This window comes from Paenibacillus darwinianus (genome assembly GCF_000598065.1).
Taxonomy (GTDB): Bacteria; Bacillota; Bacilli; order Paenibacillales; family Paenibacillaceae; genus Paenibacillus_I; species Paenibacillus_I darwinianus.
In genome coordinates, this window is the sequence record NZ_KK082115.1 from 139,111 (window position 1) to 161,692 (window position 22,582).

Annotated in this window: 18 protein-coding genes; 14 read left to right on the forward strand and 4 right to left on the reverse strand. The window is 59.1% G+C overall.

Annotated features, from left to right (window positions below):
- The first annotated feature begins 72 nt into the window (after nt 1-72).
- Nucleotides 73-1,419, forward strand: coding sequence for a DRTGG domain-containing protein (locus BG52_RS00630; RefSeq protein ID WP_036585670.1), 1,347 nt, complete (start codon nt 73-75; stop codon nt 1,417-1,419).
- Between the two features lie 22 nt (nt 1,420-1,441).
- On the opposite strand, the gene BG52_RS00635 is transcribed toward BG52_RS00630, so the two are convergent.
- The 3 genes from BG52_RS00635 to BG52_RS00645 all read right to left on the reverse strand — a co-directional run bounded on the left by BG52_RS00635 (nt 1,442) and on the right by BG52_RS00645 (nt 2,648).
- Nucleotides 1,442-1,732, reverse strand: coding sequence for a YtpI family protein (locus BG52_RS00635; RefSeq protein WP_036585671.1), 291 nt, complete (start codon nt 1,730-1,732; stop codon nt 1,442-1,444).
- Between the two features lie 73 nt (nt 1,733-1,805).
- Nucleotides 1,806-2,318 (reverse strand): sporulation membrane protein YtrI, encoded by a 513-nt coding sequence (locus BG52_RS00640; protein ID WP_036585673.1) that lies wholly within the window; start codon nt 2,316-2,318, stop codon nt 1,806-1,808.
- Nucleotides 2,319-2,321: 3 nt separating this feature from the next.
- Nucleotides 2,322-2,648, reverse strand: coding sequence for a YtrH family sporulation protein (locus tag BG52_RS00645; RefSeq protein WP_036585795.1), 327 nt, complete (start codon nt 2,646-2,648; stop codon nt 2,322-2,324).
- Between the two features lie 150 nt (nt 2,649-2,798).
- Between BG52_RS00645 and BG52_RS00650 the strand changes: the two genes are divergently transcribed.
- The 8 genes from BG52_RS00650 to ppk1 all read left to right on the forward strand — a co-directional run bounded on the left by BG52_RS00650 (nt 2,799) and on the right by ppk1 (nt 14,468).
- Complete coding sequence (locus BG52_RS00650; protein WP_036666562.1) at nt 2,799-6,458, forward strand: DNA polymerase III subunit alpha; 3,660 nt, start codon at nt 2,799-2,801, stop codon at nt 6,456-6,458.
- Nucleotides 6,459-6,639: 181 nt separating this feature from the next.
- Entirely contained in the window at nt 6,640-7,140 is a 501-nt protein-coding gene (locus tag BG52_RS00655; RefSeq protein WP_036585675.1) for a phosphatidylglycerophosphatase A family protein, read from the forward strand.
- Between the two features lie 181 nt (nt 7,141-7,321).
- On the forward strand, nt 7,322-7,510 hold the full coding sequence (locus BG52_RS00660) for a hypothetical protein (protein WP_036585677.1): 189 nt from the start codon (nt 7,322-7,324) through the stop codon (nt 7,508-7,510).
- Nucleotides 7,511-7,626: 116 nt separating this feature from the next.
- Complete coding sequence (accD, locus tag BG52_RS00665; RefSeq protein WP_036585679.1) at nt 7,627-8,484, forward strand: acetyl-CoA carboxylase, carboxyltransferase subunit beta; 858 nt, start codon at nt 7,627-7,629, stop codon at nt 8,482-8,484.
- Nucleotides 8,484-9,488, forward strand: coding sequence for an acetyl-CoA carboxylase carboxyltransferase subunit alpha (locus tag BG52_RS00670; protein WP_036585681.1), 1,005 nt, complete (start codon nt 8,484-8,486; stop codon nt 9,486-9,488). Before accD ends, BG52_RS00670 begins: the two co-directional genes overlap by 1 nt.
- A 130-nt stretch (nt 9,489-9,618) precedes the next feature.
- Nucleotides 9,619-11,373 (forward strand): pyruvate kinase, encoded by a 1,755-nt coding sequence (pyk, locus tag BG52_RS00675; protein WP_036585683.1) that lies wholly within the window; start codon nt 9,619-9,621, stop codon nt 11,371-11,373.
- 510 nt (nt 11,374-11,883) lie between these two features.
- Nucleotides 11,884-12,312, forward strand: a complete 429-nt coding sequence (locus BG52_RS00685) for an FxsA family protein (protein WP_051587594.1) — start codon at nt 11,884-11,886, stop codon at nt 12,310-12,312.
- A 95-nt stretch (nt 12,313-12,407) separates the two neighbouring features.
- Nucleotides 12,408-14,468: a polyphosphate kinase 1 gene (gene ppk1 / locus BG52_RS00690; protein WP_036585685.1), complete on the forward strand. Its 2,061-nt coding sequence runs from the start codon at nt 12,408-12,410 to the stop codon at nt 14,466-14,468.
- Here the strand turns inward: ppk1 and BG52_RS00695 are convergent.
- Nucleotides 14,465-15,988 (reverse strand): Ppx/GppA phosphatase family protein, encoded by a 1,524-nt coding sequence (locus tag BG52_RS00695; protein WP_036585686.1) that lies wholly within the window; start codon nt 15,986-15,988, stop codon nt 14,465-14,467. The two genes, ppk1 and BG52_RS00695, sit on opposite strands and share 4 nt — an antisense overlap.
- Before the next feature lie 311 nt (nt 15,989-16,299).
- On the opposite strand from BG52_RS00695, the gene citZ reads away from it, so the two are divergent.
- The 5 genes from citZ to BG52_RS00720 form a co-directional block, all read left to right on the forward strand.
- Complete coding sequence (gene citZ, locus BG52_RS00700; protein WP_036585688.1) at nt 16,300-17,412, forward strand: citrate synthase; 1,113 nt, start codon at nt 16,300-16,302, stop codon at nt 17,410-17,412.
- Between the two features lie 116 nt (nt 17,413-17,528).
- Nucleotides 17,529-18,821, forward strand: a complete 1,293-nt coding sequence (gene icd, locus BG52_RS00705; protein ID WP_036666567.1) for an NADP-dependent isocitrate dehydrogenase — start codon at nt 17,529-17,531, stop codon at nt 18,819-18,821.
- Nucleotides 18,822-18,881: 60 nt separating this feature from the next.
- Nucleotides 18,882-19,823: a malate dehydrogenase gene (gene mdh, locus BG52_RS00710; protein WP_036585693.1), complete on the forward strand. Its 942-nt coding sequence runs from the start codon at nt 18,882-18,884 to the stop codon at nt 19,821-19,823.
- Nucleotides 19,824-19,978: 155 nt separating this feature from the next.
- Nucleotides 19,979-22,228: a DNA helicase RecQ gene (gene recQ / locus BG52_RS00715; protein WP_223298882.1), complete on the forward strand. Its 2,250-nt coding sequence runs from the start codon at nt 19,979-19,981 to the stop codon at nt 22,226-22,228.
- Between the two features lie 82 nt (nt 22,229-22,310).
- Nucleotides 22,311-22,582 (forward strand): hypothetical protein (locus BG52_RS00720; RefSeq protein ID WP_036666569.1); only part of this gene is annotated, 272 nt, incomplete at its 3' end.

Here is a 22,582-nt window from a genome sequence, read left to right on the forward strand (position 1 = left end):
TAAAAATGAAAATCATTTTTTGATTCGCAGGTTTACAGGAAATGTCTTGAAGAGGAATTGGAGGAGCTAGCGATGGCCCCGATCGACCCCAAGGGCGAGGCGTTGACCAAGCATGAAAAAATATTGAATTATATCCAAGCGCTTAAGGTCGGTACGCGCATTTCCGTCCGCGCGATCGCGAAAGAGCTCGGCGTCAGCGAAGGCACTGCTTACCGCGGACTGAAGGAAGCCGAGAATGCCGGGTATGTCAGTACCAAGGAGCGGATCGGGACGGTTCGGATCGAGAAAAAGCAGCGCGGACGCGTCGATCGGCTCACATTCGGCGAGGTGGCGGATATCGTGGAAGGCCATGTGCTCGGGGGAGCGCACGGATTGGGAAAGCCGCTTCACAAGTTTGTGATCGGAGCGATGGAGCTCGACGCGATGCTGTCGTATATCGACGCCGGCAGTCTGCTGATCGTCGGCAACCGCGACAGCGCCCATCGCCGCGCGCTTGAGCAGCAAGCCGGCGTACTGATCACGGGCGGCTTCGACACGGCGGAGGATATCAAGCGGTTGGCCGACGAACGAAGCCTTCCGATTATTTCATCCAAGCACGATACGTATACGGTGGCATCGATGATCAACCGCGCCATGTACGACCGGCTGATCAAGCGGAAAATTATGCTGATCGAGGATATCGTCACCTTCGGCGCTCCATCCGATGTGCTTCGCTTGGGACAGAAGGTCGGGGATTTCTCGCGCTTGCTGCAGCAGACGGGACATACTCGTTTCCCTGTCGTGGACGAATGGAACCGGGTTATCGGCATGATTACGGCGAAGGACGTAGCCGGCTCGCCGCCGGAGCTTCCGGTCGATAAACGGATGACGCGCAGTCCGATTACGGCCCAGGCGAATCTGCCGGTCGTATCCGCCGCGCACCGCATGGCCAGCGAAGGGATCGATTTGCTGCCGATTGTGGACAAGCAGCGCCGGCTGCTCGCGGTCGTTTCCAGGGCGGACATCACACGGGCCATGCGGTTCGCAGGCAAGCAGACGCAATCGGGCGAGACATTCGACGATCTGATGTGGAGCGGGTTCACCGAGGAGAAGGCTGGGGAAGATACGGTTGCGGTTTACAAGGGCAGAATTACGCCGCAAATGTCAGGACCTCTCGGAACGGTTTCCGAGGGCGCGCTGGCCACGCTGCTGTCGCAGGCGTCGCGCCGGCTGATCACCGATCTCGGCAAGCGGGATCACGTGGTTGAAAGCATGGCCGCCTATTTTGTCAGGCCGGTGCAGATCGACGCGGAGGTGACCATTCTCCCGCGCGTCATGGAGCTCAGCCGGAAATCGGCCAAAGTGGAAATGGAGCTGCACGACGATCACGGCTTGGCCGCCAAAGCGATGCTGGCGGCCCAGATGATCGACCCGCTGTAAGTCCACCCTCCCCCGCTGCTACTTACCTCCGCGACCGGAACAGGCTGTGGTTTTTCAGGCCCGCGAACAGATTGAACAGGCCGAGCAGCAGGAAAACGGCGCCGATGACGATGCGCAGCGAAGAGCCCGAAAACAATACCATTTGCATCAGGGACATGAAGACCAGCATGAAGCCCATGCAGATGTTGGTCCGCGCGGCGTAGAGGCCCCGCAGCCTGCCGTCGGCATTGCGCCGGGCTTTATAGCTGTAGAACACCGTAAGCAGCAGGGTGAGCAGGATGCCCCCTGCCAGCAGCCATTGCAAAATTGCCATGATTTGCTCGTCTCCCCTTTATATCGTGAGGTCCTGTCCCATTGTAACAGAAAGCGCCGGCGGCCTCTAGCCGTCAGGCGGGGCTGCGCGGTTTGGCGGTCACCCAGACGCGCAGCGTATTGTCGACGACGAGCACGGTTTTGATCTCGACGTAGTAGTCGCGTCCAGTCACGCCTTTGTACACTTTTCCGTCAAGCAGCAGCCGGGCGAAGCGAGCGTCGGAGTCGATCTCGTAGATGCTGCGTCCGATAAACACGTCCAGATCCTCCTTGACGGCCTTCTTCAACTGCGACTCGGACACGGCGTCCAGCGCCTGTCTTCTGGGCCCGTCGGCTGCACGGCTTTCCTCGACATGCACAAGCACGGTCTTGATGACGCTATGCTGATTTTTGTATACCGTCAGCTTCCTTACTTCCTGCTCGTATTGGCCGAGCTGATCCTCCAGCATGCCGATCTGGTTGACGAGCGCTTCGAATTTGGCCACGGAGAGGCCGTTAAAGGCGGCCGCTCCGATGACGGCGCCGAGCACGAAGACGCCCAGGGTCTGGCCAGTCAGGCGGAACCGGTCGAACGGCGGCACCCGCATCGGCTACAATGCCTCCCGGCAAATCCAGCGTACGAGCTCCGTCCCCATGTGCGCGCCGAAAAACGCGAAGACAATAAACAAAATCTGCTGCACGGCCGGCGACAGATGGCCCTCCAGGACATTGTATTCGATCACCCGGACCGGATCGATCGTGCCGCCGATGGCGGCTACGATCGCCCATATTTTCAGCCGCATCGCCGTATCCAGCATCGTGGAGGCGGCAGGCCACGATACGAGCACCGAGCCGACCGCGGCCAGCAAGGAGCCGCCGATTACGACGCCGAAAGCAATGAAAAAATCGAGCGCCGCCTTGGATAAAAACAGATTCAAATTCCGCACCCCGTTCCCCCGTCCTTCCGAACTCGGAATGAGCCGGCGCCTGTCCGGCGTTCTTCTATTATTCTATGGGCGAAGGCGGGCGGATTATGATAAGATAAAGGGGAACAAAATGCGAACATGAAATGAAAGGAACGGATGGCGATGATCGGCGGAGACGAATTCGTACATTTGCACGTACACAGCGAATACAGTTTGCTTGACGGCGCCGCCCGTATCCGTGATCTCACGGCCAAAGCGGCCGGGCTCGGGATGAAGGCTCTGGCGCTGACCGACCACGGGGTCATGTACGGCGCCGTTCCCTTTTATATGGCCTGCAAGGCGGCGGGCATCAAACCGGTTATCGGCTGCGAGATGTATTTGACGACCGGCTCCCGATTCGATAAGGGCGCCCGCAAGGACAGTCCGATCTATCATCTTGTTTTGCTCGCCAAAAACACGGAGGGCTACCGCAATCTCATGCGCTTGTGCTCGATCGGACATTTGGAGGGGTTCCACTATAAGCCCCGGATCGATCTGGAGACGCTTTCCGCCCATGCGGACGGTCTTGTCTGCCTGAGCTCGTGTCTGAAGGGCGAAGTGTCGCAGCATTTGCTGCACGACCGGTATGACGATGCGCGGGCGTCGGCGCTGCGCTACCGGACGATATTCGGCGGCGATTTCTATCTGGAGCTTCAGGACCACGGCATGCTGGATCAGAAAAAGGTGCTGGCCGGCATGCTCCGCCTCGCCGACGAGACCGGCATCCCGCTCGTCGCGACGAACGACGTCCATTACCTGCAGCCGGAGGACGCGGCCGTGCAGGACGTGCTGATTTGCATCGGCACCGGCAAAACGGTCGAGGACGAAGCGCGGATGCGGATGATGACCGATCAGCTTTATTTAAAGTCGGCGCAGGAGATGGAGAAGCTGTTCCGGCATGCGCCGGAAGCGCTTGCCAATACGGTCCGGATCGCCGAGAAATGCAAGCTGAAGCTCGAATTCGGCCGCGCGGCGCTGCCGGCATTCGGCCCGCTGCCCGAAGGAGTCGATTCGGCTTCTTATCTGAGGTCTTTGTGCCGTGACGGCTTGGACGCCCGGTACGGCGGTACGCCGGAGTGGGAGAGCGGCGCGGCGTTCCGGTCGGAAGCGGAGCGCCGGCTGGACTATGAATTGTCCGTTATCGAAAGCATGGGCTTCAGCGATTATTTTCTGATCGTCTGGGACTTCATCCGGTTCGCCCACGAGCGGGGCATCCGGACCGGACCGGGCCGTGGCTCCTCGGCGGGCAGCCTTGTCGCCTACACGCTGCGCATCACGGACGTCGATCCGCTTAAATACAAGCTGCTGTTCGAACGGTTTCTCAATCCCGAGCGAATTACGATGCCGGATATCGATATCGATTTCAACGACGAGCGCCGCGACGAGGTAATCGCCTATGTATCGGCCAAATATGGCGAGGAGCATGTGGCGCAGATCATCACATTCGGCACGATGGCCGCCCGCGCCGCCGTCCGCGACGTCGGGCGCGCGCTTGCCGTTCCGTACGCGGAGGTGGACCGCGCGGCGAAGCTGATTCCGAACCAGCCGGGCATGACGCTGGAGGCAGCCTTGAACGTCAGCCAGGAGCTGCGGGAAGCTTGCGCGCGCAGCCCGAAGACGGACGAGCTGATCCGAACGGCGCTCAAGGTGGAGGGCATGCCGCGTCACGCCTCTACGCACGCGGCAGGCGTCGTCATCTCCAAGGAGCCGCTGACGCATCATGTGCCGCTGCAGAGCGGCGGCGAATCGGCCTCGCTGACCCAATATTCAATGGAATATCTGGAGGCTGTTGGTCTTCTTAAGATGGATTTTCTCGGACTCCGCACCCTGTCGATTCTGGAACGGACGCTCCGCTGGGTGAAGGAGCAGTACGGCCGCGACATTGATTTCTGCACGGTTCCCGACGACGATCCGGCAACCTATGCGATGCTCGGCCGCGGAGAGACGACGGGCATTTTCCAGCTGGAATCCGCAGGGATGCGGCGTGTGCTGCGGGATATGAAGCCATCGTCATTCGAGGATATCGTATCGGTGCTGGCGCTGTATCGACCCGGCCCGATGGAGTTTATTCCCAATTATATCGCAGCCAAGCACGGCCGGGAGATGGTGACCTATCCTCATCCGGCATTGGAGCCGATTCTTGCCGACACGTACGGCATCATCGTCTATCAGGAGCAGATCATGCAGATTGCCTCGGCGATGGCCGGTTTTTCGCTGGGCGAAGCGGATTTGCTGCGCAGGGCGGTGTCGAAGAAGAAACGCGAGGTACTGGACGAGGAGCGGGCGCATTTTGTAGGCGGCAGCCTGATTCAGGGGTACACGGAGGAGGATGCCAACCGCGTGTACGACATGATCGTCCGGTTCGCCGACTATGGCTTTCCCCGGGCGCATGCGGCGGCTTACGGGGTATTGGCTTTTCAAACCGCCTGGCTGAAAGCCCATTACCCGATCCCGTTCATGGCCTCGATGCTGGCCTCGGTGACGGGCAACCAGCGCAAGACGGCGGAATATGTGGACGAGTGCCGCAGAATGGGAATCGCGGTGCTCCCGCCGGACGTCAACGAGAGCGGCGTGTCGTTCACGCCGGTTGAAGGCGCCGTCCGCTTCGGGCTCGCCGCAGTGAAGAACGTCGGCACGCAGGCGATTGAGGCGCTGCAGACGGCGCGGGCCGAGCGGAAGTTCGACAGCCTGCTCGACCTTTGCCGACGCGTCGACCTGCGCGTGGCAAACAAGCGGGTGCTCGAATCGCTGATACAAGCGGGGGCATGTGATTTGCTGGAGGGGCACCGCGCCCAGATTCTGGCGGTGCTTGACGAGACGATTGAGGCTGCGGCCAAGTGGCGCAAAGAGCGCGAGGAGCTGCAGATCGAGTTGTTCGGCTTCGACGAGGTGCAGAACTGGGACGTCGAGCTTCCGGATGTGCCGCCTTTTACGCAGGGGCAGAAGCTTGAATTCGAGCGGGAGCTGCTCGGTTTGTATTTGTCGGGGCACCCGCTCGACGAACGGGAGGCGGAGCTGGAGGCGCTCGGAATCGACAGACTGTTCAGCCTTGCCGACGCGCCGGACGAATCGAACGCGGTGACGGCGGCGATGATCGTATCGGTCAAGCCGTTTGTGAACCGGAAGGGCCAGGCGATGGGGTTCCTTGAGCTGGAGGACCGCATTGTGCGGGTGGAGGCCGTCGTCTTCCAAAGCGTCTGGAAAAAAGCGCAGGAAATGCTGGCCAAAGGCAATCTGATTGTTGCCCAGGCCGTGGTGCAGCAGCAGGATGACGATTTCAAGCTGATCGTGGAGGATATCGTCCCGCTGGAGCCGCCGAATCTGGACGACCNGGACGACCACGTCCGGCGGCTCCAGCGGCAAGCCCGCGGGCGAGCAGAGAGACAAGCGGCCGGACTGCCAGGCGTGTCGAGGCAGACCAGCGGAGGCGCGGATGGAACCGCCTACGGCAGGGCGGCAGTCGCGCGGCCCGGCAGCGGAGCGGAACGCTGGGCCGGCACGTCGGCGCCCGCCAAATCCGAGAGCCGTGCGCCGCAGCGCGCTTCCGCCGGCCGAACCCAACGGCTGTTCATCAAGATCGCGGCAGAACGCGAGCAGCCGGCCCTGCTGGCCAAGCTGAAGCAGCTGCTTTCCGCCCATGCGGGCCCGCTGGACACGGTCCTTTTCTACGAACGGGAGCAGAAGACGATCGCGCTGTCGGACAAGGGGCGGGTCAAGCCGTCGCCGGCGTTGATCGGCGACATCGAGAAGCTGCTCGGCAAAGGCTCCGCAGTCGTGAAATAAGCGCAAAGTCCGGATACCCGCATCGCCGTCGCCGGCGGACATGTGCGCTGGTTATGAAGCGCGGGATCTCGGCAACTGATCTATTTTTCATGCACATCCGGCAGCTGTCCTGCATATAGCTAGGAGACACAAGGCTAACCAGATAGCTGTGCGCGCCGGATGCGGACGCGGGAACGGAGGGATGCGGTTGAACGACGCTATGGAGAAATGGCTCGAACGCCGGGGTGTGACCGTCGGGGAGGTGGCGGATATTGTTCATACGCTGCAGCGACCTTACAACGACAAGCTGACGCTGGCGGAGTGCGAGGAGAACGTCAGAGCCGTACTGGGCAAAAGAGAGGTTCAATATGTACTCTACACGGGTATCGCGCTTGACGAGCTGGCGGAACGCGGGCTGCTTCCCAAGCCTTTGCAGGAAATCATGGAGGCGGACGAATCGCTTTACGGCGTAGATGAAACGGTAGCGCTCGGCATCGTTCACGTATACGGAATGATCGGGCTGACAAGCTTCGGATATCTGGACAAGGTGAAGCCCGGCGTCATCGGGCGGCTTAACGGAAAAGGACCAAACATCCATGTGTTTCTGGACGATCTGGTCGCCGGGCTGGCAGCCGCCGCTTCGGCGCGCATCGCTCACAAGGATCCCCAAGCCATAAATTATGAATTGCCTGCGCAGCCCTGAACGCGCCGAAATAAAGCGCCGAACAACGTCTTGCCGAAGCCCGGAAGGCTTGCCGTTCAAGGCTTCCGAGCTTCCCCCCGCCGCGCCGCTGTCGCCGTATACGTTGCGGTTTGAAGAAGACTTGTGCTATCATTATGTCAATATAACGGGCTCATTCCGACTGTTTTAGGGGGTACCATTCATGTGGACGGTCATCTATATCGCGCCTACGGCCAGGATTTCCGAGACGATTCGGAAACGTCTTGCCGAGGAAGGCTTTCTCGTGCAGGTCCGTCCGATCAGCCTATCGAAACAGCAATACGAGATATTGGTGCCGTCCGGTGAATTGGAAGAAGTCCAGGAAGTGCTGAATTCCATTCTTCATTCCTGACGGTCTGCCCTTGGTTGTGACGTGATCGGCAATTGGAACGGAAGCAAGCTGCGCTTTTCGGAAGGCGCACCGGCCGATCGGCGTCACAATACTTTTGCGCCTTGAGAGGTGTCCCGATGTTCAAGGATTTATTTCATAAAAAGAAATACGCGACGGTCCCTTCCGAGCGGCCGAAGCGCGATATTCCCGAAGGGCTCATGAATAAGTGCGCAAAATGCGGCAATATTCAATACAGTAAGGAACTGGAGAAAAACCTGAAAGTGTGCTCCTCCTGCGGGCATCATTTTCGGCTCGGCGCCTGGGAACGAATCGGCATGACGCTGGATGACGGGCGGATCGACGAGTTTGATGCGGACATGCTGTCCGAGGACCCGCTCGGTTTTCCGGGCTACGCCGCAAAGCTTGAGCAGCAGAAGAAAAATTCAGGCTTGCCGGACGCCGTCGTTACCGGAAAGGGAACGATCGGCGGGTTTCCCGTTGTCGTCGCCGTCATGGATTTCGCGTTTTTCAGCGGGAGCATGGGCTCGGTCGTCGGCGAGAAAATCACGCGTGCCATCGAGCAGGCTCATGAACGCAAGCTGCCTTTCGTCACTTTCTCGACATCCGGCGGCGCGAGAATGCAGGAAAGCATTCTGAGCCTGATGCAGATGGCCAAAACAAGCGCCGCCCTGGCCAAGTTTCAGGGAGCGGGCGGCTTGTTTATCTCCGTGTTGACCGATCCGACGATGGGCGGCGTCACGGCAAGCTTCGCAAGTCTCGGCGACTACAATCTGGCCGAGCCCGGGGCGCTCGTCGGCTTTGCCGGAAGAATCGTCATCGAACAGACGATTCGCCAGAAGCTGCCCGACAACTTCCAAACGGCCGAATTCAACCTCCAGCACGGACAGCTTGATAAGGTCGTCCACCGGAAGGACATGAAGGCGACATTGACCAAGCTGCTGGATATGCACGATACAACGGGGGTGAAGGTCTAATGGCGGGCGGACTGGAATTCGAGAAGCCGCTTTTGGAGCTTCGCAAAAAGATTGACGAGCTCAAGCAGTTCGGCCAGGAGAAGGGGATCGACTTTTCCGATGAAGTGCTGAGGCTGGAGGAGCGCTATAAGCAGCTTGAAGAAGAGCTGTACAGCGAGCTGACGCCAGCGCAGAAGATGCATCTCGCCCGTCACCACCAGCGGCCCACGTCGCTTGACTTCATCGGCGAGGTATTCACCGATTTCATCGAGCTGCACGGCGACCGGCTGTTTGCGGACGATCTTGCAATCGTCGGCGGCCTCGCAAAGTTGAACGGAGTGCCGGTTACGGTGATCGGCCATCAGAGAGGCAAGGATACGAAGGACAATATTGCCCGTTTCTTCGGAAGTCCCCATCCGGAAGGATTTCGCAAGGCGCTGCGGCTGATGCAGCAGGCGAACAAGTTCAAGCGGCCGATCATCACCTTTATCGATACCAAGGGCGCTTACCCCGGCAACACGGCGGAGGAGCGCGGGCAATCGGAGGCGATCGCACGCAATTTGCGCGAGATGGCGACATTCGGCGTTCCCGTCGTCTGCGTCGTCATCGGCGAGGGCGGAAGCGGCGGCGCCCTGGCGCTCGGCGTTGGCAATCGCATTCTGATGCTCGAGAATGCCATTTATTCGGTTATTTCGCCGAACGGCGCGGCCTCCATCCTATGGAAGGATGCCTCGAAGGCCGATCAGGCCGCCGAAGCGATGAAAATAACCGCGAAGGATTTGAAGGCGTTCGGCATTGTGGAAGAGATCATTCCCGAGCCGCAGGGAGGCGCGCACCGCGATCTCGTGCAGCAGGCGGAAGCGATCCGGGACGCGCTGTCGCGTCATGTCGGGGAGTTATCCGCGCTGTCGTCGGAGATGCTGATCGAGGACCGCTATCGCAAATTCCGCCAAATCGGCGTGTTCGCCACGGCTCAAGCCGAGGCGGAAACGGTCGAGGAACCGATCGAGTCCGCTCCGCTTTGAGGCTGCGGTGCGAACGGGTTTCAAAAAACGATCAAATGCGACAAATCGCACTGTACAGGACACGGCGTTTCGTGTACCTTTATTTAAGGTGTTAATGTATGTGTATTAGATAAACGGAGGAAACCAACCAATGCGTAAAACGAAGATCGTATGTACCATCGGCCCGTCCAGCGAATCGCTCGAAAATACGAAAAAGCTGATTATGGCCGGCATGAATGTTGCGCGCCTGAACTTCTCCCACGGCGATTTCGAGGAGCATGGCAACCGAATCAAAAATATTCGCCAGGCCTGCAAGGAGCTCGGCAAGACCGTTGCGATCCTGCTGGACACGAAAGGTCCGGAAATTCGCCTCGGCAAGCTTGCCGAAGAGCCGATCGAGCTCGTCCAGGACGACTATATCGTTCTGACGACCGAAGAAATTCTGGGAGACCGGAACCGGATTCCCGTCACATACGCCAATCTGCCGCAGGATGTCAAGGTCGGCTCAACGATTCTGATCGACGACGGCCTGATCGGCTTGACGGTCGTCGACGTGCAGGGCACGGAAATCAAGTGCCGGATCGTCAACAGCGGCCCGATCAAGAGCAAGAAAGGCGTCAATGTGCCGGGCGTACATATTTCGCTGCCGGGCATTACCGAGAAGGATGCGAACGACATCGTTTTCGGCATTGAACAGGGCATCGACTTTATCGCCGCCTCCTTTGTCCGCAAAGCGAGCGACGTGCTGGAAATCCGTGAATTGCTGGAGCGTCATAACGCATCCCATATCCAGATCATTTCCAAGATCGAGAACCAGCAGGGCGTAGACAACCTCGACGACATTCTCGAGCTGTCCGACGGCTTAATGGTGGCGCGGGGCGACCTCGGCGTAGAGATTCCCGCCGAAGAGGTGCCGCTCGTTCAGAAGACGATGATCGAGAAATGCAACCGCGCGGGCAAGCCGGTCATCACGGCGACCCAGATGCTGGACTCGATGCAGCGCAACCCGCGTCCGACGCGCGCGGAAGCGAGCGACGTCGCAAATGCGATTTTCGACGGCACCGACGCCATTATGCTTTCCGGCGAAACGGCTGCGGGCAAATATCCGGTTGAATCCGTGCTGACGATGTCCCGCATCGCCGAGCGTGCGGAATCCGCCCTGCACTATCGCGAGATTTTCACGAAGCAGGCCAATGCTCAGCAGACATCCGTTACGGAAGCGATCAGCCAGGCGGTAGCAAATTCCGCGCTGGACCTGAACGCGAGCGCAATCATTACCTCGACCGAAAGCGGCTATACGGCCCGCATGATTTCGAAGTATCGTCCGAAGTCGCCGATCATCGCGGTCACGCCGATCGAGCAAGTGATGCGCAAGCTGCAGCTCGTTTGGGGCGTCATCCCTGCGCACGGAACAGCGGCTTCGACGACCGACGAGATGTTCGATATCGCCGTGAACGGCGCGTTCGGCACCGGGCTTGTCCGTTTGGGCGACACGGTTGTCATTACGGCAGGCGTACCGGTCGGACGCTCCGGAACGACAAACCTGATCAAAATTCATACGGTCGGGGATCTCGTAGCCAAGGGCCAAGGCATCGGCAGCCAGGCGGCGACCGGCAAGGTTGTCGTTGCGCGCACGCCGGAGGAAGCGATCGCCAAATCGATGAAAGGCTCGATTCTCGTCACGCCTTCAACCGATCGGGAATATATGCCGGCCATCGAGAAAGCGGCTGCAATCATTACCGAGCAGGGCGGTATTACGAGCCATGCGGCTGTCGTTGGCCTGAATGTGGGCATCCCGGTCATTCTCGGCGTCCAGAACGCAACGGAATTGTTGAAGGACGGCATGGAAGTGACGCTCTACGCAGAGCACGGGTTCATTTACACCGGACAAGCCAGCGTTCTGTAGACCGTTTTACACGAAACAACGAATCGGAGCGATGGTGCTTTCACCGTCGCTCTTTTGCTTACTATCACGCAGAAAGACGGCGGTCGTCTACCATATCAATTACATGAACTGGTTCGAGACCGGACGCACCGAATTTATCCGTCATGCGGGGCCCCTTATAGTAAGATCGAAGCCAGCGGCCTGCTGCTGCCCGTTACCGATCTTCAAGTCTCGTTCGAGAGACCGGTCTTTTATGACGATAACGTGGTCGTATGCACGCGCATCGATGAATTTTCCGCTGTCCGCCTGTCGTTCGAGTCACAAATTCGACGGGTGGAGGAGCCCGGAGAACGGCCGGGTACCGTGGCCGACGAAAGAGGCCTGCCCGGACAGCTGCTTGTGCACAGCGACACGAAGCACGTATGGTTGAATCGCGAATGGCGTCCTGTCCGGCTGGATCTGGCTTCGCCGAAACTTTTCGCCTTGCTGAAGAAGCTTTACTCGGATCATGTCTAAGGGGGGTTGAGCGCAATGGCAACTTACAGGCTCCGCGGAGGAAAAGGCTGGTGGATTGCCGCCGCATTTATCGTTGTGCCGGCACTCGAAATCTGGAGCATCATTACGATGGGTGGCTGGATCGGAGGCGTCGCGACGTTCCTGCTGATGGTGGCGAGCGGTATTGTTGGAGGTTACCTTATGCGTCAGGAAGGACGGAAGGCCTGGACTGAAGCGCAGCGCCAGATGGAGGCGGGCCAAATGCCGGGCAGAGCGCTGCTGGACGGCCTGTGCATTGTGGCGGGCGGCATCCTGCTGATATCGCCGGGCTTTGTCACCGATCTGATCGGCATTACGCTGCTGTTGCCCCTGACTCGCCGGTTCTACCGCTCCGTCATGCTCGCATGGCTTGAGAAAAAAATGCGCGGCGGATCGTTCATGATGCGCGGCGGACGCGGGCTATAACACGCACGACGACGCTTTGTCGCAGTCGTTACCTTGTTTTGCCGTGAATCGTATTGCCGCACAATAGGGACAGATGCAGAAGGAGGTTCGTCGATGTGAGAGAGTTGTCGCAGTACCTCAATCGCGATTTAAGCTGGATCGAATTTAACCGGCGCGTACTGGCGGAGGCGCAGGACCCGGATACTCCGCTCCTGGAACGCGCCAAATTTCTGGCGATCGTTTCGTCGAATCTGGACGAGTTCATGAGCGTGCGCGTTGCAGGCATCCAGGATCAGATTAAAGCCGGCTTCAAAAAGGTCGATTTCACCGGCTATACGCCGGCGGGTCTGTGGAAGCGGATTATGAAGCGGACGTCGGAGATGGTGGCCGAGCAGTATAAGACATACCGGGACGTCATGCGGGGACTGTCCAAGGAGGGCATCGTGCTTCGATCGATCGAGGAATTGAGCGCAGCCCAGGAGAAGGCGCTGCAGGAGTATAATGCGGAAATCGTATTTCCGGTGCTGACGCCGATGGCGTTCGATCAAAGCCGTCCATTCCCGCTTGTACATACGAGGGAGCTGTATATGGCCGTGCTGCTGCGGCGGGAGGGAGATCCGGCCATGGAGGAGCCGTATTTCGCTATTGTGCAGGTGCCTTCCATTCTGCCGCGTTTCGTGGAGGTGCCGGGCCGTAAAAACAGCAAAAAATTGGAGATCATTCTGCTGGAGGAGCTGATTGAAAAGCATATCGACATGCTTTTCAACGGCTATGAAGCGATTTCGGTCAGTCCATTCCGCCTGACGCGCAACGCGGATTTGACGCTTAATGAGGAAGGCGCGGAGGACTTGCTGGAGGAGATCGAGAAGGAGCTGCGCAAGCGGCGGCGGGGACTTCCCGTACGGCTGGAAATCGCCAAAGGGATGGACCCCTATGCGCTGGCGGTCCTTCAAGAGGAGCTGGAAATCGGAGAAAACATCATCCAGATCGACGGTCCGCTTGATTTAAGCAGCCTGATGAAATTCGCCAGCTCGCTGCCGGGAAGAGAGAACCTCGGCTATTCGCCGATCGTTCCCGTTTATCCGTTTGAATTCGAAGAGACGGAGGACATGTTCGAGGTGCTGCGCGGCCGGGATGTGCTTGTCCATCATCCGTACGAGTCGTTCGATGCGGTCAATGATTTTCTGCTGCAGGCCGCCGAGGATCCCGATGTGCTTGCCATCAAAATGACGTTATACCGGGTGAGCGGCGAATCGACGCTCGTGCAGGCGCTCGCCAACGCTGCGGAGGCGGGAAAGCAGGTGACCGTCGTCGTCGAGCTGAAGGCGCGGTTCGACGAGGAGCGGAACATCGCGTGGGCCAGGCAGCTGGAGAAAGGCGGCTGTCATGTCGTGTACGGACTGGTCGGGCTCAAGACGCATGCCAAAATTTTGCTCGTCGTCCGGCGCGAGACGAACCGGCTGCGCCGGTACGTCCATGTCGGCACGGGCAATTATAACGGCAATACGGCCAAGGTGTACACAGACGTCGGATTGTTTACGTCCCATCCCGTTATCGGAGCCGACGCTTCCGCGTTGTTCAACGAGGTGACCGGCTATTCCTCCCCGTATGAATGGAAGGCCATCGCCGTTGCGCCGAGCGGTCTGCGCGACCGCCTGTTCGAGCTTATCGACCGGGAAAAAGAGCATGCGTTGGCCGGCCGGCCCGCGCATATCATCGCGAAGATGAACTCGCTCTCCCATCAGGATATGATCGACAAGCTTTACGAAGCGTCCCAGGCCGGCGTAAAAATCGAGCTGATCGTGCGCGGCGTATGCAGTCTGCGTCCCGGGGTCCCCGGACGCAGCGACAATATTCGCGTCATCAGCGTCGTCGACCGTTACCTGGAGCACTCCCGGCTGCTGTATGTAAGGAACGGCGGGGACGAGGAGGCGTTTATATCCAGCGCGGACTGGATGACGCGCAATCTGACCCGCCGCATAGAACTGATGTGTCCGGTGTTTGACCCGAATTTGAAGCGCAGCGTGATCAACATTCTGCGTTCCAATCTGCGGGATAACGTGAAGGCGCGCGAGCTTCAGCCGAACGGCTCTTATGCCCGGGTCAGGAATGAGCAGCCTCCCTTCCGCAGCCAATTCGAATCGCAGGACATCACGACCTGGAAGGAGCCCGTCTAGCTCGTACTTTCGAGCACCGGCGTCAGGCCCCACACCTTTTTGAAATCGTCGGCCAGCGCCTCGACCTCGGAACGCTCCATCGTTAACGGACCGTTCTGCCCGATCGGCCGCAGCACGAGCTTGTTCGACCGGATGTCGGCCGCAAGCCCCGTGAACGGCTGCGATTCGCTGCGGTCAAGCGCAACGGCCAGCTGCAGCAGCGTGCCGAGGCGGTAGACGGTTTCCAGATCGTCATCGGCCATGATCGGCTTGTACGTTTGGTGGAGCTGGCGCGCTCCGCTCCTGTTTTTATAGGAAGCGACGGCCGCCGAGATGAGAATGCCGCGGTGAGAGATGCCGTTCAGATGCGAGTTGACCATTAAATAAAAGGTGTGCTTCGCATATTGGTAATAGTCGATGCCGGCTCCGATCCGGAAAAGTCTCGAGGCGACGCGCAGACAGGCCGCCGCTTGGCCGCCGATCGGATAATGCGGAGCAAGCGCTTCGTACAAGGCGGATGCCACCCGGTTCACCTGTTCGATGTGCGGCTGCGGCGCATCGGGATACAGGGCGCCGATGTTTGCGATGCTGTAGCCGAGCGGATCGTCCAGGCGGCCTCCCGAAGGCAGTACCGAGTCGAAGAACAGACCGTCTCGCAGGCCTGCGCCGCATATTAAGTAGCGGTCCGCACGGCATGCCCGGAAGAAAGTTCGGAGAATGGCGATGCCCGGCACGATCAAATCCGCCCGGTCCTTGGAGAGGCCGGGTGTTTTTTTGCGTTTTTCCAGAGACAGTTCCTGCAGGGATGCGAATAAGGCCTCGGTATCCTCCGGTCGCATGCCGTAGTTATGAGTTTGGCGCAGCGGGTATTTGATCTGCGCCTGGTGCATTTTGGCGAGCGTCCGGACCGTGCCCCCGATCCCGACGAGCGGCAGCCCGGCCGCTTCGCGAATCCAGGGCTCGGCTTCGATCGCCTTGCGCAGCACCGACTCAAACTCCGCTAAAGACTTGTCGTCCAGGGTCCCCTTGTCCGCATAGCGCTTGCTTGTGTTCACGGCGCCGAACGGGAAGGAGACGCTGCGTATCAGCTCGCGGCTGCGAAAAAGGGACAGCTCGGTGCTGCCGCCGCCGATATCAATCAGGAATCCGTCCTGCACATCCATCGTATTGAGCATGCCGAGAAAGCCGTACGCGGCCTCCTCTTTGCCGGATAGCAGCTCCACCGTCATGCCGGTTTCTTTGGCCAGACGGTCTAACACGTCCCCGCAGTTGGCCGCATTGCGGATCGCGGCCGTCGCCACTGCGCGGATGCGCTCCGTCCTGTGGTGAAAGCAGAGTAGTCGGAAGCGGTGCAGCGTGCCGACGAGGCGATCCACGGCGGCTTCATTGAGCTTGCCTTCCCCGTCGATTTGTTCGCTGAGGCGGCCCGCCTGCTTGCTGCCGTCGATGACGCGGTAAGCGCCTTCGGGCGTCCGCTCATAAATCGCGAGACGGATTGAGTTGGAGCCAATATCGATAATACCCATGCGTTGTTGTTCCATAATCGCGTACGCCTCCATTCCCGGGCTGTTGCTCGCACCGATGATTATTGTCATTTTACCACTTCAGCCGTCCGGGTTGAAATTTTGACAGGATGCGCTAAAATTTTTTTGATGATGGCGATAAAGCATTTTTATTCCTCATTTTGTTCACATCATGGTCAAAATCCTTTATGATTATGGAGTATGTTATCCGATCAAGCTGCACTGAAATGACTTAATAACGAATTGCGTTGGGATATCTTGATGTCAAAGTATGCGTTTTCGCATTACGCTGAAGGCTGACGGCGGGAACGCCCAAAGGAGAGAGTGAAATGACAGCAACCAAAGGCCTTGAAGGCATCGTCGCTACGACTTCATCCATCAGTTCCATCATCGACGGCGTGCTGACTTACCGCGGCATCAACATTGACGAGCTTGCGGAGCATGCAACCTTCGAAGAGACAGCCTACCTGCTCTGGTATGGCAAGCTGCCGACCTCGTCCGAATTAAAGGGCCTGATCGACCAATTGAGCGCAAACGCCGCCGTTCCGGCGGAAGTCATCCAGCAAATGAAGCTGTATCCTTCGGATACGAATTCGATGGCCGCGCTTCGCACTGCCGTTTCCAGCCTTGCTCTGTACGACAAAGCGGCAAACGACATGGCGCCGGAAGCGAATGTGCTGAAAGCGATTAAGCTGCAAGCGCAGATTCCGACGATCATCGCCGCTTTTGCTCGCATCCGGGAGGGCAAGGAGCCGATAGCTCCGCAGGCCGGTGCTACGATCGCCCATAATTTCCTTTATATGCTTACGGGCCAGGCGCCTGAGGAGGTGGCGGTGAAAGCGCTCGATCAAGCGCTTGTGCTGCATGCGGATCACGAACTGAACGCTTCGACGTTCGCCGCGCGCGTCACGGTTGCCACCCTCTCCGATATTTACTCGGGCGTCACGTCCGCGATCGGCGCGCTCAAGGGGCCCCTGCACGGCGGAGCCAACGAAGCTGTTATGGTGATGCTCGATGAGATCGGCTCGTTCGCCAAGGTTGAGCCGTACATCAATCAAAAGCTGGCCAATAAAGAAAAAATCATGGGCTTCGGCCATCGGGTATACAAGAACGGCGACCCGCGCGCCAAGCATCTTCAGCACATGTCCCGCGAGTTGGGCAAGCTGACGGGCAATATGGAGCTGTACGAAATGTCGGTGAGAATCGAAGAACTCGTAACCGGCCAGAAAGGCCTGAAACCAAACGTCGATTTCTACTCCGCTTCGGTGTATACTACGCTTGGTATCGCACGCGACCTATTCACGCCGATCTTTGCGATCAGCCGCACCTCGGGATGGACGGCCCATATTCTCGAGCAGTTCGAGAACAACCGCCTCATTCGTCCGCGCGCCGAGTATACCGGTCCGGTGGACAACCGGTTCGTACCGATCGAGAAACGCTGATCCGCCAATCGAAACCGCAATTTGACGGGTTGCCGCATGCACGCGCCTCTTTCTGGGCACGGTTCATCCGGCCCCGTCGCGCTATGTTTACCCCATTCAAAGGAGGAATTCTTACCATGCAACTCGAGAAATTCGTATTGCCTGCCGAAGGCGACAAAATTACGATTGACAACGGTGTGCTACAAGTGCCAGACAACCCGATCGTGCCTTTCATCGAAGGCGACGGAACGGGCCGCGACATCTGGCGCGCATCCAAGCGCGTGCTGGATGCGGCCGTAGAGAAAGCTTACAACGGCCAGAAGAAAATCGCCTGGTACGAAGTGTTCGCCGGTGAGAAAGCGTTCAATACATACGGCGAATGGCTCCCGAACGACACGCTGACCGCGATCCGCGAATATATCGTCGCGATCAAAGGCCCGCTCACGACGCCGATCGGCGGCGGCATCCGCTCGCTGAACGTGGCGCTGCGCCAGGAGCTCGACCTGTACACCTGCCTGCGGCCGGTTCGTTATTTCGACGGCGTGCCTTCGCCGGTGAAGCGTCCGGAACTGGTCGACATGGTTATTTTCCGCGAGAACACGGAAGACATCTACGCGGGTATCGAGTACGCGGAAGGCTCCGCGGAAGTGAAGAAAGTGATCCAGTTCCTGCAGCAGGAAATGGGCGCCAACAAGATCCGTTTCCCGGAAACGTCCGGCATCGGCATCAAACCGGTATCCTCCGAGGGCTCCAAGCGTCTCGTACGCGCCGCAATCGAGTATGCGATCAAGCACGGCCGCAAATCGGTTACGCTCGTTCACAAGGGCAACATCATGAAATTCACCGAAGGCGCGTTCAAGAACTGGGGCTACGAGGTGGCTGAGACTGAGTTCGCCGACCAGACCTTCACTTGGGGAGAATACGACCGCATCAAGGAAGAGAAAGGCGCCGACGCCGCGAACCAAGCGCAGAAGGATGCCGAAGCGGCAGGCAAAATCATCGTAAAAGACGCGATTGCCGACATCGCCCTGCAGCAAGTTTTGACTCGTCCGACGGACTTCGACGTCATCGCGACGCTGAACCTGAACGGCGACTACCTGTCCGACGCGCTGGCTGCGCAGGTCGGCGGCATCGGCATCGCGCCGGGCGCTAACATCAACTACCTGACCGGCCACGCGATTTTCGAAGCGACGCACGGCACGGCTCCGAAATACGCGGACAAGGACGTCGTGAACCCGGGCTCCGTTATTTTGTCCGGCGTCATGATGCTTGAGCATCTCGGCTGGCAGGAAGCGGCCGACCTGATCTACAAAGGCATGGAAACGTCGATCAACAACAAGACGGTTACGTATGACTTTGCACGTCTGATGGAAGGCGCGACGGAAGTGAAATGCTCCGAGTTCGCCGATCAAGTGATTAAAAATATGTAACTGGAAACAGGCGGCCGAGGGGGCCGGGAAATTTCACTTCATATTTGGAGGGGAATAATAATGGCGATCAAGCGTAATAAGATTACCGTTGTAGGAGCGGGCTTCACGGGCGCGACGACCGCGCTCATGCTGGCGCAAAAGGAACTGGGCGACGTCGTTCTCGTCGACATTCCGCAGCTGGAGAATCCGACGAAGGGTAAGGCGCTGGACATGCTGGAGTCGACGCCGGTGCAAGGCGTGGACGCCAACATTATCGGTACCTCGAACTACGAGGATACGGCGAACTCGGACGTGGTCATCATTACGGCAGGCATCGCGCGCAAGCCGGGCATGAGCCGCGACGATCTCGTAAACACGAACGCAGGCATCGTAAAGTCGGTTTGCGAGAACATTAAAGCGACCAGCCCGAATGCTTACGTCATCATTCTCAGCAACCCGGTAGACGCGATGACTTACGTCGCGAACGAAACGCTAGACTTCCCGAAAAACCGCGTCATCGGCCAATCCGGCGTGCTTGACACGGCTCGTTACTGCACGTTCATCGCGCAGGAGCTCAACGTATCGGTTGAGGACGTGCGCGGCTTCGTACTCGGCGGCCACGGCGACGACATGGTCCCGCTCGTCCGCTATTCGAACGTGGGCGGCATCCCGATCGAGAAGCTGATCCCGGCGGAGCGCATCGAAGCGATCGTTCAGCGCACGCGCACGGGCGGCGGCGAGATCGTCAATCTGCTCGGCAACGGCAGCGCCTACTACGCGCCGGCTGCATCGCTTGTCCAAATGACGGAAGCGATCATCAAGGACAAGAAGCGGATTATCCCGGTCATCGCGCTGCTGCAGGGCGAATACGGCTATGACAACCTGTTCATGGGCGTGCCGGCCATCCTCGGCGGCGACGGCATCGAGAAGGTATTCGAGCTTGACCTGACGGCGGAAGAGAAAGCTGCGCTGGACAAGTCGGCCCAATCGGTTCGCAACGTGATCAAAGTCATAACCGGCTAGCAGTACAGGCGGAAGCACTGCATGTAAGACCCTGACATTTCATATGCCAGGGTCTTGCGTTTTTTGTGGGAACGGAACGGACAAGAAGAGGAAGAGAAATACCGGAAGAAAGCGGACTCAGAGGGAAGATTGAGAAGCAGGGGAGGGGAACGGGGGTGGAACGTTTGAACGAAGCGAAAACGCTGATGAAGCGGATCTACGGCTTTGACAGCTTCCGCAAAGGACAGGCGGATATTATCGGCGGATTGCTCGAAGGCCGCGACACGCTCGCCATTCTGCCGACCGGCGGCGGCAAATCGGTATGCTACCAGATCCCGGCGATGCTGCTGGAGGGCACGACGGTCGTCGTATCGCCGCTCATCTCGCTCATGAAGGATCAGGTTGATGCGCTGAACCGGCTTGGCGTGCCGGCGGCTTTCCTGAACAGCTCGCTTGGCGCTTCGGAGTATCGGGATGTGATGCGGCGTGCGGCTAGCGGCGAATACAAGCTGCTCTATATTGCGCCGGAGCGATTGGATGCACCCGCTTTCTCGGGCCTGCTGGCGCAAATGCGGGTGCCGCTAATCGCGATCGATGAAGCGCACTGCGTATCGCAGTGGGGACATGATTTTCGTCCGAGCTACCGCCAGCTGGCCAGCTGGATCGGCCGCCTCGCCGACCGGCCTCTGGTCGCCGCCTTTACGGCGACGGCCACGCCCGATGTGGCGGAAGATATAACGGCGATGCTGTCGTTGCGGCGGCCGAATGTGTTCGTTACCGGCTTCGCCCGGTCGAACCTGTCGCTGTCCGTCGTAACGGGGACGGACAAGCGCGCCTATCTGCGCCAGTATTTGCAGGAGCGGGAGGAGCAATCCGGCATCGTATACGCGGCTACCCGCAAGGAGGTGGAGCAGCTGCATGAGGAGCTGCGCCGCTGGGGCGTGGAGGCGGGTAAATATCATGGCGGCATGAGCGATGCGGACCGGTCGGACTGCCAGGAGCGGTTCCGTTTCGACGAGCTGCGCGTCATGGTGGCGACCAATGCCTTCGGTATGGGGATCGACAAGCCGAACGTCCGGTTCGTTGTGCATTATCAGATGCCGGGCGATATCGAATCCTACTATCAGGAAGCCGGGCGCGCCGGGCGGGACGGAGAGGAAAGCGAATGCATCCTGCTGTTCGAGCCGCAGGATATGCAAATCCAGCGTTTCCTTATCGAGCAGGGGACGGGAGTGGACTCCCGCAAGGCTTTGCAGACCGCGAAGCTGCACGGGATGATGAACTATACGCGGACAGAGAAATGCCTGCAGCAATACATTGTCGAATATTTCGGTGAAGCGGATGTCGCACCGTGCGGCAAATGCAGCAGCTGTTTGGACCCAAGCGAGCCGGTCGATGTGACGGAGGACGCCAGAATGGCGCTGTCCTGCGTCGGCCGGATGAAGGGACGCTTCGGCATCACGACCGTCGCGAAGGTGCTGAAAGGATCGCGCGATAAACGGATCGGCGATTTCGGCCTAGACCGGCTGACCACGTTCGGCCTGTTCCGGGACCGGACGGAGAAGGACATCACGGATCTGCTCTATTGGCTTGTAGCGGATGGGGCGGTTAAGCTGAGCGAAGGCCAGTATCCGACCGCGTCGCTCACTGCCAAGGCGCTGCCGATTCTCGAGGGCGGGGAGCGTCTGTTCCGCAAGCGGAGAGCGGCGCCGGCCAAGCGCTCCGGAAGCGGTGCGGGCGCACCTGCGTTGTCTGCGGCGAGCGCCCCTGCGTTGTCTGCGGCGAGCGCCCCGGTATTCGAGGCGCTTCGCGCCTGGAGGAAGGAGGCTGCTACGGCGGAGGGCGTGCCGCCGTTCATGCTGTTTTTCGATGCCGCCCTTCGGGAGATGGCGGACGCCCGGCCCGGCACGCTTGACGAGCTGCTGCGAATCAAGGGCGTCGGCACGGCGAAAGCCCATAAGTACGGAAGGCAAGTCCTGGAGGTGATCGCCAGATTCTCGCCTTTGGGAGGCTCAGGAGCGAAGGCGGCCTCAACGGCCGGGGAATTTGGAAATCGGACAGCCTCTATGGCGGGGGATTCCGCGAGTCGGGCAACCTTGCCGGCCGCAACGAGGGATAGTCATGAACCGTCGAGCCATCTCGTATCCTTTGAGATGTACGGGGAAGGTGCGTCCGTGTCGGAGATTGCCGAAGAACGCGGCATGAGCGCCGTGACGATCGAGGGCCACTTGCTGCGCTGCGCGGAGGAAGGCCTTCCGATAGCGTGGAGGCGCATTTTGTCCGAGGATACGGAGGAGCTGATCTGGCGGACCGCGGTCGAGATCGGAGCCGAGAAGCTCAAGCCGATCAAAGAGGCGCTGCCGGCTGATATTGATTATTTTAGGATCAAGGCTGCGCTGGTGAAGCGTCGGATTGAACAGGGGTAATATCCCGACACCCTTCGTTTTTTGTCAATGCTCCATTGATTTAGTATACTGAGGGATAGAAAACATTCGGGGGTGCCTATTAATGGAAAAATTCATGTTGTTTCTTCACGCCATCGGGGCTGTCGGCGGGGGATTTTATGTCCTTCTGCCGTTTCTCGTCGGCCGAACGACCAAGCTGGCCGGCGAAGGACAAGCGGGGCTGGCTGACGGACTGGCGCTGGCCAACCGGTTCGCGCAATATTTTCTCATTCTGCAATTGCTTACCGGCGGCTATTTGATGACATTCGCCGATTACTCGGTTCTGTGGATGGTGCTGTCGATCGGCCTGTTCCTGGCGATCGCCGCGCTCGGCGG